Raw genomic sequence first — 16771 nt, forward strand, 5'->3', positions numbered from 1 at the left:
TATTCTAATCTTTTAATTAATTCTTTAAAATAATCTCTGTACAAAATCCCGTAATTGTTGCCTCCAGAATTCCCATTCATGACCATAATTACTATCATAGAATTCGTATTTAACTCCTATCTCTTTAAGATTTTCCACAAATTCGACGTGCCCGTCATAGCGAGGATCTTTTGTTCCACAACTAATCCAGAGCAGCTTTAGTTCGCGATTGACTCTTCCAACATCAGATATAACGCCCGGAATGTATTTGTCATGGTTGAAATTGCCATCTCCTATAATCCCAGCACTAAATTGACCTATATATGAAAATTTATCCAAATTTCTTAATCCAATAACATAAGCTTGACCTCCTCCCATAGAAAGCCCGGCAATAGCCCTGTTTCTTTTATCTCTTTTTACACGATAACGTTGTTCGATATACGGAATAATATCATTTAGGAGTTCCTCTTCCAATATATCCATTCCTTCCACAGTGCTTCCTCCTGCCCATGAACCGTCCGTCAATCCGTTAGACATAACGATTAACATCGGTTTAGCTTTTCCCGAAGCAATCAGGTTATCCAATATGATACTAGAACGGCCATCTTTTGTCCAACTGCTCTCGCTGTCCCCGCCTCCATGTCGCAAGTATAAGACAGGAAATTCTTCCAAATTATTTTTATGATATTCAGTTGGTAAGTATACATACATTTCCCGCGGTTTATGAAGTTGAGTAGAGATATACTTCAAGATATGAATTTCCCCATGAGGTACATTCTGCAGTTCATCATAACGTGGAATGTAACCGCCATATACTTCAACGACACTTCCATACACTGACGTTCCAGCTTTTACAACCGGATTGGCAAAATCTATTGTACGGATACCATCAATCTCGAATACATACTGGTACAAACGTGGCTTCACAGGATGGATTGTAACAGACCATACATCCTGCTCATCTTTTACCATCGGCTGTGATAAGACATCCCATTCATCAAAATGCAAAATGACATTCTTTGCACTGGGAGCCTTTATCCGGAATGTGATACTATTATCCTCGTTTACTACAGGAGAAAAAGGAGGCTCGGCAGGTTTCCACCATTCATCTGTACTAAACTTATTTTTCTTTTTTTGTGCATTTGTTGGTGTAATTAATGCCCCGATTATAAAAAAAGCTAATATTAATAATATATATTTTTTCATTTTATGATGTTTTTATTTATATGTTTGAATAATTCCTGTTTGAATGTTATAACCTTCTGTATATATACCATACAAATTTGCTTTCGGAGAAAGTGTTTGATCAATGATAAGTATTCGCTCCTCCTGTGGCATCAGTGTAAAATAACCGTCAGAAACAGAAACAGGGAGAATCTCTTTTTCTGTTTCTATATCTACAACTTTAATTTTTATTCCTATGGCAGGAGTCGAGGTAGGATTATAAAGTTTAAAATAAATTAGGTTATCGTTTTGATATATAATCTTTGCTTCCAATCCTGTATACGGCAAATCGTTGAATGATCTGTAAGTTCCGCTTTTACCTGTAAGCCAGTATTCATTCAAAGAAAGTATTTCTTCCTCATCTATCAATTTAAGGCGTAAAAGATAAGGTACATTTGTATTCCTTAATTTTTCAATAAACGATAAATGGACACTGTCACGTGAATTTGCATTCAGGTCAATATTTGTTCTTTCCGAATAAAGCACTTCATTGGATAATGAATATGCTTTCATTTCTATCAAAATATTTTTTCTGTTATGATTTGTTGTATTTACAACAGCAATAGTGTAATCATGTGCATTCATTTGAATATGAAAAGGCTCACAAGCCTTCTTAGCACCATAATATGCTCCTGTAGTTTCATAATCCCATGAATAAGTTTGCCAAACTGTACTTGGCCAGGCCGGATGCGACATCCATAGCAATAGTCCTGATGTATTCTTCCACAGTTTGTTATTCCATGCTTCAAACATGGCACGGTGGCTATTGTAATTTATTAGTTGTGCTTTTTTACAAAAATCCGGCATGGAAACAGCTTCACCATAAAGGCTATCTATTGTAGCACTATATCCCCATTTACCAAAATAAAAGTCGTGGTAATACCAAACATCACCAATAGGCCATAGGTCAGCTTCACTCATCATCTTTTTCATAGAAGAAGCTAGTGGTACAGCCATTGTTCCCAATTCGGTAGAGAATCCCTCCGCTATCTGAGTAAAGTATACCGATTCATTTGGTTTATAATCCCACGGACCACTCGAACGCAGATTTAAATAACGGGAACTTCCGATATATAATCTTGTTCCATCTATTTTAGATGTTGCTTCTACCAATTCAGCTTCTAGCTCAGGGCGTGCATATCCTTCATTGCGAGGACACCAGATAATCAAAGAAGGATGATTGCGATACCGTACAATCACATCTTTTACATTGTCCATAAATAAATTTTTGTCCTCGGGTTCCAGATTAAATCCAAGTGTTGAATACCAGAAGTCATTCCATACCAAAATTCCATATTCATCACACAAATCAAAAAATACCTTCTCTGTTGATTCTCCAGTCCAGTTACGAATCATATTGAATTCAGCTTCTTTGTGTAATTTAATATATGGTTCCATTTTCAAACGGGATACCTTTTTCATAGCATCATCCATGCCCCAATTTCCACCTCTGCAAAAGATAGGGACACCATTGACTTTTACAACCAGATAAGGATTAGTATTATCTTTTATAACAGGCATTTTTGAACAGAAAGACTTATCTGTAAATGTCGGAATACTTATACCATCAGATAAATTAACCCGAATGCCATTGTTCCATGGATAAGGATTATTTTGCAGCCATTGCAAAGGATTATAATCTACCCTTACATGTTTGTCTGAATCAGGGGTTTCTGCAATCAGCATTTCAAATGAAACCTCACGTATTCCAAAACGCTCTTTTACCTTATCGCTCTGTACTTTATTAACTGAGGCACTCACAGTTGCCTCATACAGATGAGGTTCACCATATCCATTAGGCCACCATAGCTTCGGATTATTTAGACATAATTCTGAATAAGTGGAGGGGGTGAATGAAATGGTTTGTTTAGATTGTGGGGACATTTCTACTTGTTTGGATATCTGCATTCCAGCTATATGTAGTAATAAGGTTGTTTTCTGTCTTTTTGACGATAAATTACTGACGTCTACGTTTACTGTTACCAAAGCTTGAGTGGTATCAGGTAGATTCAGGTCAGTAATTATCTGCATGTCTGATAACCTAATATCGTCCGTGTAAGATAAAGATACATCCTGCCAGATTCCAATATTGCGGTCTCGGATACCAGGCATCCAATCCCAGCCTTCGGAGGATATAAACGTTGGTCCGTCAAGACACAGAACACCCCCATTTGGGCCATAAGAGGTGCGGGCAGATTGTTCGTGCGGTATACCCGGATTATTGGGAGGGTAAATTATAACCTTAAGTTCATTTTCATCCCTGATGTGAGAAGAAATATTAAAAATACCTTTTTTAAATGCTCCTTCTATTCTACCGATAGAAATATTATTTAGGAACACATCCGCCATGTAATTAATACCTTGAAAATTGAGGAACACATTTTTACTGTTCTTTTCCGGTGATTTGAATTTCAATGTATAAATCCAGTTTTTACGGCATAGATCATCCGGGATTTTCATCATATTGAGTCCAAAATAAGGATCTTCATATTCACCTTGATTTACCAATGTTGTTAAAACTGTACCCGGAACCGTGGCTTTATATCTTTTTGCATATATTTCGTCGGCTGTTAATACCCATCCTTGATTAAGGCAGTATTCCTTTTCTGATAATCTTATTGGTTTGTGGTAGGATTGATTATCAATTATAGTATATAAAGAATCGAATCTGGAATAGGGTAATGTTGCAGAATCCTGAGGGACAGATAGTCCATAATTTTTCCCGATAGGAAATGTATCTGTTTTCTTTATATTATCATTAGTTACAACATTATTTTGTGCAGACAATCCGGTATGGAAAATTAGAATAAATATACTGAACAAGGGTATGAAATATTTCATTACTTATTTTTTTAGACTCTCTGTTAATACTGCACGTCCCTCTTTATCTGGGTCGTTTTTTACTTCGCAATTATCATTCAATATCATTGTTTCTCCATTCTCCAAGGAAAACTCCGGCCAGTGAGGTAAAGATGCACAATTCGGATTACCTGTACGTGCAAAGTTAAGGAGTGAATCCGCCATTTTATACGATAGTTTCCGAGGTCTGGTCCCTCCTCCTGAATGTGTCAGCATCAGGTCAGTATTCAAAAACCAGAAAGAAATATCAAGACAATGAAAAGCACGTATACGCCCGTCAAATAAAAAGGGTTCGAATCCAAACCATGCCATATATACAGGTGAATCCTGCTTTTTCTTAGCAATTGCCGATTCCACTACCGACATACGATTCGAATAAATCAATACAAGAACGTCAAACGGTTTTGCTGAAGGAAAATTACGTGAATATGCATCATATATAGCTTGTGCATTCTCTCCATATCGTTCCGAAAGTTTTTGAATCGCTTCTGTTCTGGTTATTTTTTCCTGAGCAGGATTATTTCTCTCCACTCCCCACTCGTGAAAAGTAGTACAGAAAATCATGGGTATATCGGGAGAGTCCGGATTGCTGAAAAATTCACCTTCGGGCAAATGAATTCCATCTCCTACGGGACCGAAACTTCCTCTTGCCATTCCCGCTCCTCCGCTCTCTTTTTCCATACGTGATGCTCCCTGGTAAGCAAGTTCCATATAATCTTTCCACGACATATCCTGTAATTTATCTACTTCCGATTCAGATAGTCCTGCTTCTTTTACAATATATTCTCCTAAGCGTTTCGAATAATCTTTATTATTAGCACGTATAGCCGAACCACTGAGCGAAACACCTTTATGGATAAGACCTTTTGTTTCGGGCATCGTTGCCAGCAAGCAAACCTTAGCTCCTCCACCAGATTGACCGATAATGGTGACATTGTTGGGATCTCCTCCAAAATTTTCAATATTGTCATGTATCCATTGCAAAGCGAAAACCATGTCCAATAATCCGGCGTTTCCCGAATTTTTATATTTTTCTCCGAAAGCAGACAAGTCGGTAAAACCAAAAACACCCAACCGATGGTTTATGGAGCAGAAAACAATGTCACCATAGCGAACAATATTTTCACCATGGTAACCATCCTGTTCGAAGCCGTTACCCCTTGTATATCCGCCACCGTGCAACCAGACAATCACCGGACGTTTTTTGCCGTCGGCAATTGCATTTGTCCAGATATTCAGAGAGAGGCAATTCTCGCTGATTTCATCGTAATTCCAATGGTCTACAAACATATCGTACGAAGTAGACGCACGGCTGTACACATCTTGCGGTGCACTGTTGCCGTAAAATACAGCCGGGCGGATGCCATCCCACTTTTCATGTTTCTGCGGAGGCATAAAACGGTTCTTTCCAGATGTTTCAGAAGCATACGGTATACCCAGAAATGTATATACCCCGCGAGAAATATATCCTTTCACTTTGCCGTATTCTGTATCGGCTATAGCGATATTTTCTCCGATTTGAATTTGCGGTTCATCTTCGGGAATGTTAGTATGATTCTGTGCCGGTAATGGAGACGTAACGGTGATAAATAATGCTGATGCTATCGTAACAGCCTTAATAAATACTTCACTTGTTTTATTCATAATTCTATTTGTTTATTTACCAGATGAAGGTTCCCACAGAACCGGGAGCGAGTGGTAGATTAGCGAAACGTCCGTTATATTGTACCTTAACTTGGTTACGAGACCAACTGTCATTAGCGACAATCAAAACAATCTTGCCTTCGGCAGTTTTAAAAGCTACATTCGGTAATACATCGCTATGCTCCACAACCGTTGTACGACGCACTTCCGCCCGTTCTTCATCCTCAGTAATATCCACACCAGAGTCGAAAGGATGAGTTGATGAAATGCGTACAGAACCCGGGCGAACGAATTTGGACGCATGCGCTATTGTATAATAGGCTATATTTCGAGTCACATGGTCTCCATCGATAGTTATTGCACCCTGACACATCGAACAGCCTCCGTTATCGGTATGTGGGTCGTTTAGCGGGTTGGCTCCATAATTCCAGAGAACAACATTCTTACTCCAATTCCGAGTCACATCAATAAGAAGCCTTTTCACCGATGATGCAATATTTATTGTTCGGCTATCTGGTTTCTCGGTAAGCATCTGCTCTGTAAAATAAATGTTTTTATCCGGTCTTGCCCGGTGTACGATACTCATACCGCTGAGATATCCCCGATAATGATGAAATGCAGAACCATCGACATATTGCGCTGTGATTGCATCACTTAAAATAGCTAAAGGATAATCGGGGCGGTCGCAATTATGGTCGAAAATAACAATCTTGGTCTCTATGCCTGCTTCTTTAAATGCAGGTCCGAGATGGTCCCTTACAAATTCATTATGCTCCTGCCAATACCACGGCATACTGGGAGTATTACGCGAGTTTAACGGTTCATTTTGTATAGTAACAGCATCAATATTTATTCCTTCTTTTGCCATTTGTTCAATGTATTTCACAAAATATTGTGCATATACATTGTAATATTCTTTCTTTAAAGCTCCTCCCTGTACATTATTATTCGTCTTCATCCATACAGGTGCAGACCAGGGTGATGCCATTATTTTTATATCAGGTACGATTTTCAATATTTCTTTCATTACAGGAATTACATCATCGTAATCATGTCCAAGATTGAATTTCTTTAATCCGGTATCTTTTTCTCCATCGGGAAGGTCGTTGTATGAATAGACAAAATTATTCAGGTCGGATGCTCCTAAGGTTAACCGGATATAACTGAATCCGACATTGTTCACATCATTCCTGAACATTTCTTTGAGAATATTTTCACGAGCATTTGCGCTCATGCGATTCAGATGAAACGCACTTCCTTCGGTTAAAGCGAAACCAAAACCATCCATTATTTGATATTCCTGACGGTCATCAATTATGATAGGCAAGCCTTTTCCCTGCTCATTTCCGAAAGTTATCTTTTCGGATTGTTGCTGAAAAAGAGTATTCCGGTCAGGTGTAGTTATCCACGATTCTATTTGTTGTGCTTGTATGCAAATTGCATGTAGGGCTAATGCCAGTAAAAACAATTTTTTTAACGATATTAGATTTAACATTGTATTTATTCATTAAAAGTTTACATACAACAAATTTACTTTGGTATGTAAACTTATCGTTATACAATGTCGCTGATTTGTTATACTATTATGAATATGCTAATATTTAATGAGCATTTGTTCTATTAATGTACGGTACTCGCTCGGAGTAGATCCTTTCTTTTTTTTGAAAATACGAATGAAATTGGATAAATTATTAAACCCGCAAAGGAAACATATTTCTGCTATGGAGTGCGTTGTTTCCGATAGCATCTGGCAAGCTTTTGCTATTCTCAGATTGATAACATAATCAATAAATGTACAACGGGTCTTCTTTTTGAAAAAATGGCTGAATGCAGATTCAGACATGTTTACCATTTCAGCTACTTCACTTAACTTAATCTGATTCTCATAATTCTTTTCAATATAATCACATACTTTAGCGATACGCCGGCTTTTGGATACCCGTACAATCGATTCGGCATCGTACCTGTTATCCATCAGCACATTCCTGTCAGAAATAGAAAGGTCGTGAAGAATAGAAAAGAACTCCAATACTGTCTGGAAACCCTGCATCTTGGTTAATTTTAATATACGGTCTTTCATCTCCAACTGTGTTTTTTCTGAAAAACAGATACCTCGTTGAGCTTCATAAAGTAAGGCTTTAATCTGCGAGAATAGTCTTTTTTCCAGCATCGGAAAATTCAGTAGTTTTTCGGAAAACTGAATAGTTACCACATGATTGCCGTCTACAATTTCCCCTTGCCAGGCGTGGGGAATATTTGGACCTATCATTACCAAATCCAAAGTGGAAAATTCTTCCTCGGAATCTCCAACTATACGTTTCCCGTACGTGTCAATTACCAAATTAATTTCATAATCGGAATGATGGTGCACCGGATAATCGAATTTGGCAGACGGATGATTCAAGACAATGAATAAATCATTATCCGACAATGGTGTAATCTCTTTTTGAATTTCTCGCATAATGAAAGTTATTTATATATGTGATACCACATACAAATTTAGAAATAAAATAAAAAAAGCAATAGTTAATTCAAAAAAGTACAACGTTTCAATAGGATTGTATAATTATTAATACAACTTAACATATACTTTTGTAACATGAATATAAATTAATACCCATGGAGAATTTTTCAATCAGTACAGTAGATTTAATTATAGTAGTCTTATACATTATATTTATAATATGGTGGGGGCTTAAAAATGGGAAAAGTTCGGATTCCCAGTCTTACTTTCTTGCCGGTAGGTCGATGCCTTGGTGGATTGTCGGCTTATCACTATTTGCAGCGAGCATATCCAGTACGACCTTGATAGGACAATCGGGGGACGCTTATGATACAGGGCTTGCCGTTTTCAATTATAATCTGACCGGGATAGTCGTAATGGTATTCTTTGCGGTATTTTTACTGCCTTTATATATAAGGTCTAAAGTTTTCACCATTCCAGAATTTTTAGAGAAACGTTTTGATAAACGCTCCCGTTTCTATTTCTCAGCAATTTGTATTATTGGTAATATATTTTTAGATGCCGCCGGGGCATTATACGCAGCAGCACTGATTATAAAACTGATATATCCGGCTGCCGATTTGCAATTAATCATCATTATATTCGCAGCCATAGCAGCCTCATACACTATTCCAGGAGGATTGTCCTCTGTGATAAAAACGGAACTGATACAGGCAATTATACTGATTATAGGTTCGGTAATACTTACCATCTTCTGTTTCCAGCAGGGTGGAGATTACTTTATCGATCTGTATAAGAACGGAGATATTCTGGCAAAACTTATTCGTCCGATGGATGACCCTGCTACTCCATGGCTGGGACTGATAGTCGGCATGCCGATTCTGGGTATCTATTTCTGGGCGAATAATCAGACGATGGTACAACGGGTGTTAAGCGCCAAAACGGTTGATGAAGGACGGAAAGGTGTTATGCTGAACGGATTCTTGACCATGGCAACTTTGTTTATAATAGCCATTCCCGGACTTATTGCCAGAGGATTATTCCCGGGACTCGACCGTCCGGATATGGTATATCCGACCATGGTAATCAACTTAATGCCTATCGGTTTGCTGGCTATTATATTAGCTGCATTGTTATCTGCATTGACATCTGCCTTGAGCGCCATTTTAAATTCAACATCCACTTTATTTACAATGGATTTTTATTCTCACTTCAACAAAAATGCCGATTCAAAGAAACTGGTAAAGGTGGGAAAAATAGCTTCATTAGTTATCATTATTTTGGCTGCAATATGGGCTCCACAAATTGGTAAATTTGGCTCATTATTAAAATACTATCAGGAGATGCTTTCATACATCTCACCTCCGATTGTGGCGGCTTTCCTTCTGGGTATTTTCAGTAAAAGGGTAAATGGAAATGGTACTTTCATTGGACTGATAAGCGGGTTGGCAATAGCAGTGCTGATGCTTTTCTTCCGACAGGAGATTTTCGGAGATATGCACTTCTTGCTTGTGGTTCCGTTCCTGCTTAGTACCAGCATGTTGATTATGTATTTCACAAGCCTGATGAGTGCTGCACCTGCCAATGATAAACTTGCAGATACTACTTTCAGGAAAAATGACCTGATTACAGAATTTAAAGATCTGAGAGGGAATGCCTGGTATAAAAGTTATCTGGGATGGGCAATTCTTTTGTTGGGATTAAGCGCACTTCTCTGGATCGTATTCAGCTAATAATCAACTAAAAATAAATATTATAAAATTTGAAACTATGAAATTAGAAAAATTTCAGGGAAACCCTATTGTGTCTCCTAACGAAAAGAATGACTGGGAATCATTAGTGACATGCAATCCGGGAGTATACTATGACAACGGAACTTTTTACATGCTCTATCGTGCTGCAGGGAATGATGAAGAACATGTAATCCGATTAGGATTGGCGACAAGTAAAGATGGCTTTCATTTCGAAAGAGCTTCGGATGAACCAGTCTTCGGACCTGGAGCAAACAATTTCGACTCAGGTTGTGTGGAAGATCCGCGTATAGTTAAATTCGATAATGAATATTATGTAACATATGCATACCGCCCCTTTCCTCCAGGACAATATTGGAAATTTGCTCACGATGTGGTGAAAATACCTAAAGTCGGTGCAGATGCTCCTGCAGCAATTGCTAAAAATCTGGGAAATACGGGCCTTGCTGTTACTACTGATTTTAAAAATTTTCGTCGCTTAGGGCGTTTGACCTCTCCGATTTTGGATGACAGGGATGTAATAATTTTCCCTGAAAAGATAAATGGGCAATATGTATTGATGCATCGTCCAAAGCAATATATAGGAGAAAAATACGGAGTAAAGTATCCTTCTATCTGGCTCAAATTTTCCGATGATCTATTAGATTGGGAGGACAAAGAAAGTCATTTGCTTTTGACTGGTATCGAAGGCACATGGGAAGAAAAAATAGGAGGAAGCACTCCGCCTTTGAAAACGGAATATGGTTGGTTGGTTATTTACCATGGCGTTGAAAACGGAGGTTTAGGTTACTACAGGGCGGGTGCTATCCTCTTAGATTTAGAAAATCCGTTGAAGATAATATCGAAGGCTCCGGACTATATTCTCGAACCCGAATACGATTATGAGATTGAAGGATACTACAGAGGTTGTGTGTTTCCGACCGGAAACGTAATTATTGATGACACATTATATGTGTATTACGGAGGTGCCGATAAATATATAGGCGTTGCCACATGCAATATTCATGATTTCATCAAAACTTTCAGAAAAGTATAATAAATCAGTGGAAAAGGTAAATTCTCATTCATTGTTTCCCTATACTTTTGTTTTGTTAATAAGTTATAAAACAATTTTAAATAAAGCTAATCACATGAAGAAACCTAAAACCAAGAAAATGTCTATGGGTCTTCTATCCCTTAAAATGTTTTTTATATATTTTTTGTTGGGTAGTTTTAGTACGGTACAGGGTGCCGTAACTCAGGACCCCGGGAGAATAACAGTCTCCGGGACTGTTATAGATACTAAAGGAGAGCCTCTTATTGGGGTGTCTATCGTGCTTAAGAATGCTGATGTACATACAGGGACTGTTACAGATATAGATGGTAAATATTCTTTACCAAATATTCCATCAAATGGGACTTTGGAATTCTCCAGTATTGGGATGATAAAACAGCAGATTGCCATTAATAACCAAAAAACGATTGATGTAACTATGCAAGATGATGCTATTTTGCTCGGAGAAACAGTCGTAATTGGTTATGGTTCGGTAAAAAAGAGCGACCTGACAGGATCGGTGGCGAGTATTAAAACCGATGTAATAAGCGATATCCCGGCCAATTCTGTGGAGGGTCTTTTACAAGGACGAGCTGCCGGTGTACAAGTAATCAATTCTTCTCAAGATCCGGGTTCAGGAGCAACTGTGCGCATACGCGGTAACAGTTCATTACGCGGGTCTAATTCACCTCTGATTGTTGTTGACGGTTTTCCTTTGGGTGATGCCGGAGACCTGAAACAAATCAATACAGATGATATCGTTTCAATGGAAGTTCTAAAAGATGCATCTGCATCAGCAATATATGGATCGCGTGGGGCAAACGGAGTAATCATAGTTACGACAAGAAGAGCAAAAAAAGGAACTACAACAGTTTCAGTCAAACAACAGCTTACTTTTTCTGAGTTTTCTTCAAAGCTTGACTTATGGAGAGATCCGGTATTAATGGCAATGTTAAATAATGAAAGCCGTACTAATGGAGGTGAACAACCTCTTTATATCGGCGCCGTGAATTCTGCTGGGGTTTATTACCCTTCGATAGAAGAGCTACAAACGACATGGACTACCAATACCCGTTGGGATGATTTAGTATTCAGAAATACACCGGTATCAAGCAATACTACTATTTCTGTAGCCAGTTCGAATGAGAAAACAAGTTTCAACCTAAGTGCGAATTATTTCTCTGATATGGGTATGTATAAAGACGATGATTACTCTAAAGGTGGATACAATCTCAATGTGGATCATTATATATACGACAATTTCAAAATACGTGCATCAAATATTCTATATCTAGGCGACAGAGATAGTAATGGCTGGACTGCTTATTGGAGAAATCCTATTTATCCGGTATATAACGATGATGGTTCTTACTGGCAGGCAAACAATACTGACTATGACCATCCGGTGGCTCTACGTGAACTGAAAAAGAATAAAACGAAGATGTTAGATGTTATCTCATCGGCAGCATTGGAGTGGCAGATTCTTCCCGAACTTAAACTAACAAGTCAGTTAAACTATAAATACGGAAAGTCTACTAACGATCAGTATTTTCCTAAAAAATACACGCAGGCTGGGAATGAAAATGGCGGAAGAGGTATTATAGGCAATACAGAAGGTCAGAATTTTGTTTCTGAAACATTTGCAAACTATTCCAAACTATTTAATGAGAAGCATGAACTTGGGGTTATGGCGGGACATTCTTACGAATGGTATCAATACAGGGATTCGTATCTGACAGCCAGTGGTTTTGTGAATGAATCTTTAGGAAATGAAAATATGGGGTCAGGCGAACAAGCAAGAAATTTGTTATCAAACGGATTCTCTAAGAGCAAACTTCTTTCTTATATGGGACGCCTTAACTATACTTTCGATAATAAATATTTAGCTACACTAACCTTCCGTGCCGACGGGTCTTCCAAATTCGGTAAAAATAATAAATGGGCTTATTTCCCCTCAGGAGCGTTAAGCTGGAAAGCACATGAAGAAGAATTTGTAAAAAGCTGGAAAGTTTTCGATGAATTAAAGTTCCGTTTAAGTTATGGTATTTCGGGTAATCAAGGAATTAGCCCATTTCAGACATTAAGCCGCTATGGCACTACAAAATATTATAATGAAGGACAATGGTTGACTGCCATCGGTCCGGGATATGTATCTGGAAATACAGGACAAGATGGAATTTATAAGGTTTGGAGCGGTATTCCAAATCCTGACCTGAAATGGGAAACAACATCCCAATGGGACCTTGGTCTCGATATGGCTTTCTTCAACAGAAGATTAACAGCCACTCTTGATATTTACAGTAAAGAAACTTCCGACCTGCTTCGTGAAAGGAACCTCGCATTATCTTCAGGATATGATCGCATGTGGGTAAATGATGGAAAAATACGCAACCGTGGGTTTGAAGCAACATTTAATGGTATCATAGTGGATACAAAAGATTGGGGATTCGATGCGACGTTTATCTTCTCAATGAATCGCAATAAAGTTTTGGATTTGGGTAGTAGTCTCGAATCTGGATTGATTACCGATCCTCGTACAGGAATGCAATATGAGGTTATCGGAAATCTCCGTGAGCAATATCGGGCATATACCAATATCCTGGCTATCGGGCAACCTATCAATGTTTTCTACGGATATAAGACAGATGGTATTATACAAACCTTACAAGAAGGGCTTGATGCAGGGCTTACAGGAGATTATGCACAGCCGGGAGAATTTAAATACATGAATATTTATGATGGGGATGGTACTACAGGTGTTATCAATGAGAATGACAGATGCATCATCGGTGATCCGAATCCGGATTTTACAGCTAGTTTAAACCTTGCTTTTCGTTGGAAAAATCTTGATGCAAGTATATTCCTGAATGGTGTTTTTGGCAACGATGTTTTAAACACGAAAACATTCGGAGACCCTCATAACGCTGCATTCCGTTGGACGCTAGATAATCCGACGAATAAATATCCCAGTCTGAGAAGCAATCGCCAAACAATGTTGTCAGACTACTGGGTAGAGGATGGCTCTTTTGTAAGAATACAAAATCTATCAGTAGGGTATACTTTCAAATTACCAAAACAAAAAGTATTTGCTGAAAAGGTACGCTTATATATGAATGCATCAAATTTGTATACATTCAGTAAATTTGATGGATATGACCCGGAAGTAGATCAAACGGGTATATATACAGGAGGATATCCTCGCTTGAGAAAATGGACTGTAGGCATTGATATAACATTCTAAAAACTGACAATCATGAAAACAAAAATATATTTTTTATTAATCTTCTGTTCTATTATGGGTTTTACTGCCTGTAATCTGGATGAAGAACCTTATGGATTCTATTCGGAAGATAACTTTTATAAAAGTACTGAAGACGCAAAAGCTGCTATAAACTATGCGTATGCGACTTTAACCTATTTGGAATATTCCCGGGCATTGGTGTTTCTGGGGGATATGCCTACTGAAATCATAACGACGAAATCGGATGCTGCAACAGACAATCAGGCATTGAATCTGTGGAAAACAGACAATTTCAATACTAATGGTACGTTAATGAACTTCTTCAAATATTCCTACATAGCTATTAACCGTGCCAATGCAGTGATAAAAAAGCTTCCCGATACTGATATGCCAGATGCTTTAAGAAACCAATATATGGGAGAAGCTTACTTTTTAAGAGCTTATAACTACTATTATTTGTCTTGCAATTTTGGGTTAGTTCCTATTCATAAAGGAATAGTAGAGACTTTGGAACAGACATCAGCACCGCTAGCTACTAATATGGATGAATTATACGATTTTATCATTGAAGATTTAAAGTTGGCAGAAGAACTGATGCCGGTGTATTCCACTCCTACTATGGGACGTGTGGATAAGGTTGCGGCACAAGCTTTATTAGCAAAGGCATATCTTACTATTGCTTCGGGCAAAGAAAAAGGCGTATTGCTTTTTAAAGATATGGATAAGGATGTAAATTCTATGTATGAAGAATCCAAAAAATATGCAGGACGCGTCATGGGATTCGATCCGGCTTATCCTCAAAACACATATGGTTTCGAAAGTGATTTATTAAAAATTTATGATATAGATAATTTTAACGGTAAAGAGAACATTTTCCTGATGTCGATGGATAGGACGGGAGAAAGTGAAGGGCAATATTCCAAAATATCCAAAATGTATATTCCCTATATTGATGGTGCAACGATCTGGCTTAAACAGGGCGATTCTAATGAATATATTAAATCGCATGACGGATGGGGTGAATATCGTACCGAAACAGTATTTTATGAAAGTTATGAAAATAATGACAAGCGTAAGACTCACTTATTAGTGGATAAAATCTACAATGAAGATGGTACAGTAAAAGCCGAGTGGACACCGACAGGAGGAGCAATTCCATATCCTTTCTGCCGTAAATTTATCGACCCCCAATTTGACGGAGATAAAACAAGTACACGTCCCTATCTAATTCGTTACTCAGAGATAGCATTAACCTATGCAGAAGCTGCCGGGCCAACATCGGAGGCTTATAACGCTGTTAATTTCATACGTAATCGCGCCGGACTTGGAAACTTGGTTACTGGACTTAACACTGCTGATTTCAGGGAAGCTGTGTACAAAGAGCGTAAATATGAGTTGGCGTTCGAAGGTGCTTATTTATACGACTTGAGACGACTCAACCGTATAAAAGATATTCAGGAAGTGAAGAATATGGGATTGAATGAAAGTCAATATACTTTTTACCCTATTCCACAATCTGAAATCAATTTGAATCCAGGTTTAAGACCATAATTAAATTTAGATATCATGAACAAAGTATTAAAATATAGTTTATTTGTAATTATCGCTATCCTTACCCAATCTTGTGTAAAGGATATGCAGGACGACTTGAATGACGGTGGCTGGAGCCATGACCGATTGATTTTAGATATAAAATTAAAAAATCAGGTTGGAAAAGCCGAGATAGCCAGGATAGATGATACTACGGGCGAAATAGAATTATCGTTGAATGTAGATGCAATTGTTGATCTTTCTAAAGTAGAGTTGGAAAAATTACAACTATCGTATGATGCCAAATCATCAGTAAGTATTGGTGGCACGTTAGATTTTAGCAATGCAGAGAGAAGTACAAGCCTTACAATAACTTCTGCTACAGGGCAAGTGCGTGAATATAAAATAAATGCGACAGAGTTTAGTGAAACGGTAATAGGCACTTGGGCTATAAATGATCTGATAGTGTATGGAGGAACAGGTCCTGAATATGGCGGAGGGGCAGTCCTTCAATTGCAGGATAAATCATGGTGTTGGTATGATGATTATGCTCCAAAAACAGAATGTGACAATATTCTGACTTTCACGATGGATAAGATTACCGATGAAGGTAACACTTCGGGTATTTGTATCAATAATGCAGGACCGGACGGAAAATATGCAAATTTTATCTTTCAAGGTTCTATGAATAAAGATAATCCTGGAGTGGATTTAGATTTGAAACATTTTTATCGTCAAATACCGGAAGGCGAGAGTCGTTGGACACGCAACTATGCACTTGGAACTATTTCATTTACTGCTGAAGATGGAACAGTAACCACCGGAGTATTGGAAAACGCGGGAACATATGATTTAGGAAATGGAAAATCTGTAACTGTTAATAATAATGCTTTTTCATTTAACCTGAATGGTACGGATGACTGGGATAATATTTACAGCGATTTTGATAAATTTGCCAAGAAAGCGCGTAAATATTACATAATGATAACTAAACAATAATCATACGGGCAGATAGGCCTTCGTGTTTATTTGCCCATATCGTATAA

The 16771-nt window shown here is 38.0% G+C and carries 10 protein-coding genes; 5 read left to right on the plus strand and 5 right to left on the minus strand.

Annotated elements, in window-relative coordinates; translation table 11 throughout:
• Positions 1-24: 24 nt before the first annotated feature.
• From M2448_RS09615 to M2448_RS09635, 5 genes are all read right to left on the minus strand, one after another.
• Positions 25-1185, minus strand: coding sequence for an esterase (locus M2448_RS09615; protein WP_280645943.1), 1161 nt, complete (start codon positions 1183-1185; stop codon positions 25-27).
• A 12-nt stretch (positions 1186-1197) separates the two neighbouring features.
• Complete coding sequence (locus M2448_RS09620; RefSeq protein WP_280645944.1) at positions 1198-4044, minus strand: glycoside hydrolase family 2 TIM barrel-domain containing protein; 2847 nt, start codon at positions 4042-4044, stop codon at positions 1198-1200.
• Positions 4045-4047: 3 nt separating this feature from the next.
• Positions 4048-5706, minus strand: coding sequence for a carboxylesterase family protein (locus M2448_RS09625; protein ID WP_280645945.1), 1659 nt, complete (start codon positions 5704-5706; stop codon positions 4048-4050).
• A gap of 16 nt (positions 5707-5722) precedes the next feature.
• A complete protein-coding gene (locus M2448_RS09630) occupies positions 5723-7201 on the minus strand; it encodes a glycoside hydrolase family 30 beta sandwich domain-containing protein (protein ID WP_280645946.1) in 1479 nt (492 codons plus the stop codon).
• 99 nt (positions 7202-7300) lie between these two features.
• Positions 7301-8167 carry an AraC family transcriptional regulator gene (locus tag M2448_RS09635; protein WP_280645947.1) on the minus strand — a complete coding sequence of 289 codons (867 nt, stop codon included), beginning with the start codon at positions 8165-8167 and terminating at the stop codon, positions 7301-7303.
• Positions 8168-8325: 158 nt separating this feature from the next.
• Here M2448_RS09635 and M2448_RS09640 point away from each other — a divergent pair, with 158 nt between their 5' ends.
• The 5 genes from M2448_RS09640 (at position 8326) to M2448_RS09660 (ending at position 16724) form a co-directional block, all read left to right on the plus strand.
• Positions 8326-9903: a sodium/solute symporter gene (locus tag M2448_RS09640; RefSeq protein ID WP_280645948.1), complete on the plus strand. Its 1578-nt coding sequence runs from the start codon at positions 8326-8328 to the stop codon at positions 9901-9903.
• Positions 9904-9940: 37 nt separating this feature from the next.
• Positions 9941-10957 (plus strand): glycosidase, encoded by a 1017-nt coding sequence (locus M2448_RS09645; protein ID WP_280645949.1) that lies wholly within the window; start codon positions 9941-9943, stop codon positions 10955-10957.
• Between the two features lie 94 nt (positions 10958-11051).
• Entirely contained in the window at positions 11052-14195 is a 3144-nt protein-coding gene (locus M2448_RS09650) for a TonB-dependent receptor (RefSeq protein WP_280645950.1), read from the plus strand.
• 12 nt (positions 14196-14207) lie between these two features.
• The gene (locus M2448_RS09655) at positions 14208-15746 is read left to right on the plus strand and encodes a RagB/SusD family nutrient uptake outer membrane protein (protein WP_280645951.1); all 1539 of its coding nucleotides are present in this window, start codon (positions 14208-14210) and stop codon (positions 15744-15746) included.
• 15 nt (positions 15747-15761) lie between these two features.
• Complete coding sequence (locus M2448_RS09660; RefSeq protein WP_280645952.1) at positions 15762-16724, plus strand: hypothetical protein; 963 nt, start codon at positions 15762-15764, stop codon at positions 16722-16724.
• Positions 16725-16771 lie beyond the last annotated feature (47 nt).

Source organism: Dysgonomonas sp. PF1-14, assembly GCF_029892965.1.
Lineage (GTDB): Bacteria > Bacteroidota > Bacteroidia > Bacteroidales > Dysgonomonadaceae > Dysgonomonas.

Bases quoted from the DNA above. Each gene is read 5' to 3' on its own strand.
- M2448_RS09645 (WP_280645949.1), top strand. From the start codon at position 9,941: ATGAAATTAGAAAAATTTCAGGGAAACCCTATTGTGTCTCCTAACGAA.
- M2448_RS09615 (WP_280645943.1), bottom strand. From the start codon at position 1,185: ATGAAAAAATATATATTATTAATATTAGCTTTTTTTATAATCGGGGCA.
- M2448_RS09640 (WP_280645948.1), top strand. From the start codon at position 8,326: ATGGAGAATTTTTCAATCAGTACAGTAGATTTAATTATAGTAGTCTTA.
- M2448_RS09655 (WP_280645951.1), top strand. From the start codon at position 14,208: ATGAAAACAAAAATATATTTTTTATTAATCTTCTGTTCTATTATGGGT.
- M2448_RS09635 (WP_280645947.1), bottom strand. From the start codon at position 8,167: ATGCGAGAAATTCAAAAAGAGATTACACCATTGTCGGATAATGATTTA.
- M2448_RS09630 (WP_280645946.1), bottom strand. From the start codon at position 7,201: ATGTTAAATCTAATATCGTTAAAAAAATTGTTTTTACTGGCATTAGCC.
- M2448_RS09650 (WP_280645950.1), top strand. From the start codon at position 11,052: ATGAAGAAACCTAAAACCAAGAAAATGTCTATGGGTCTTCTATCCCTT.
- M2448_RS09620 (WP_280645944.1), bottom strand. From the start codon at position 4,044: ATGAAATATTTCATACCCTTGTTCAGTATATTTATTCTAATTTTCCAT.
- M2448_RS09660 (WP_280645952.1), top strand. From the start codon at position 15,762: ATGAACAAAGTATTAAAATATAGTTTATTTGTAATTATCGCTATCCTT.
- M2448_RS09625 (WP_280645945.1), bottom strand. From the start codon at position 5,706: ATGAATAAAACAAGTGAAGTATTTATTAAGGCTGTTACGATAGCATCA.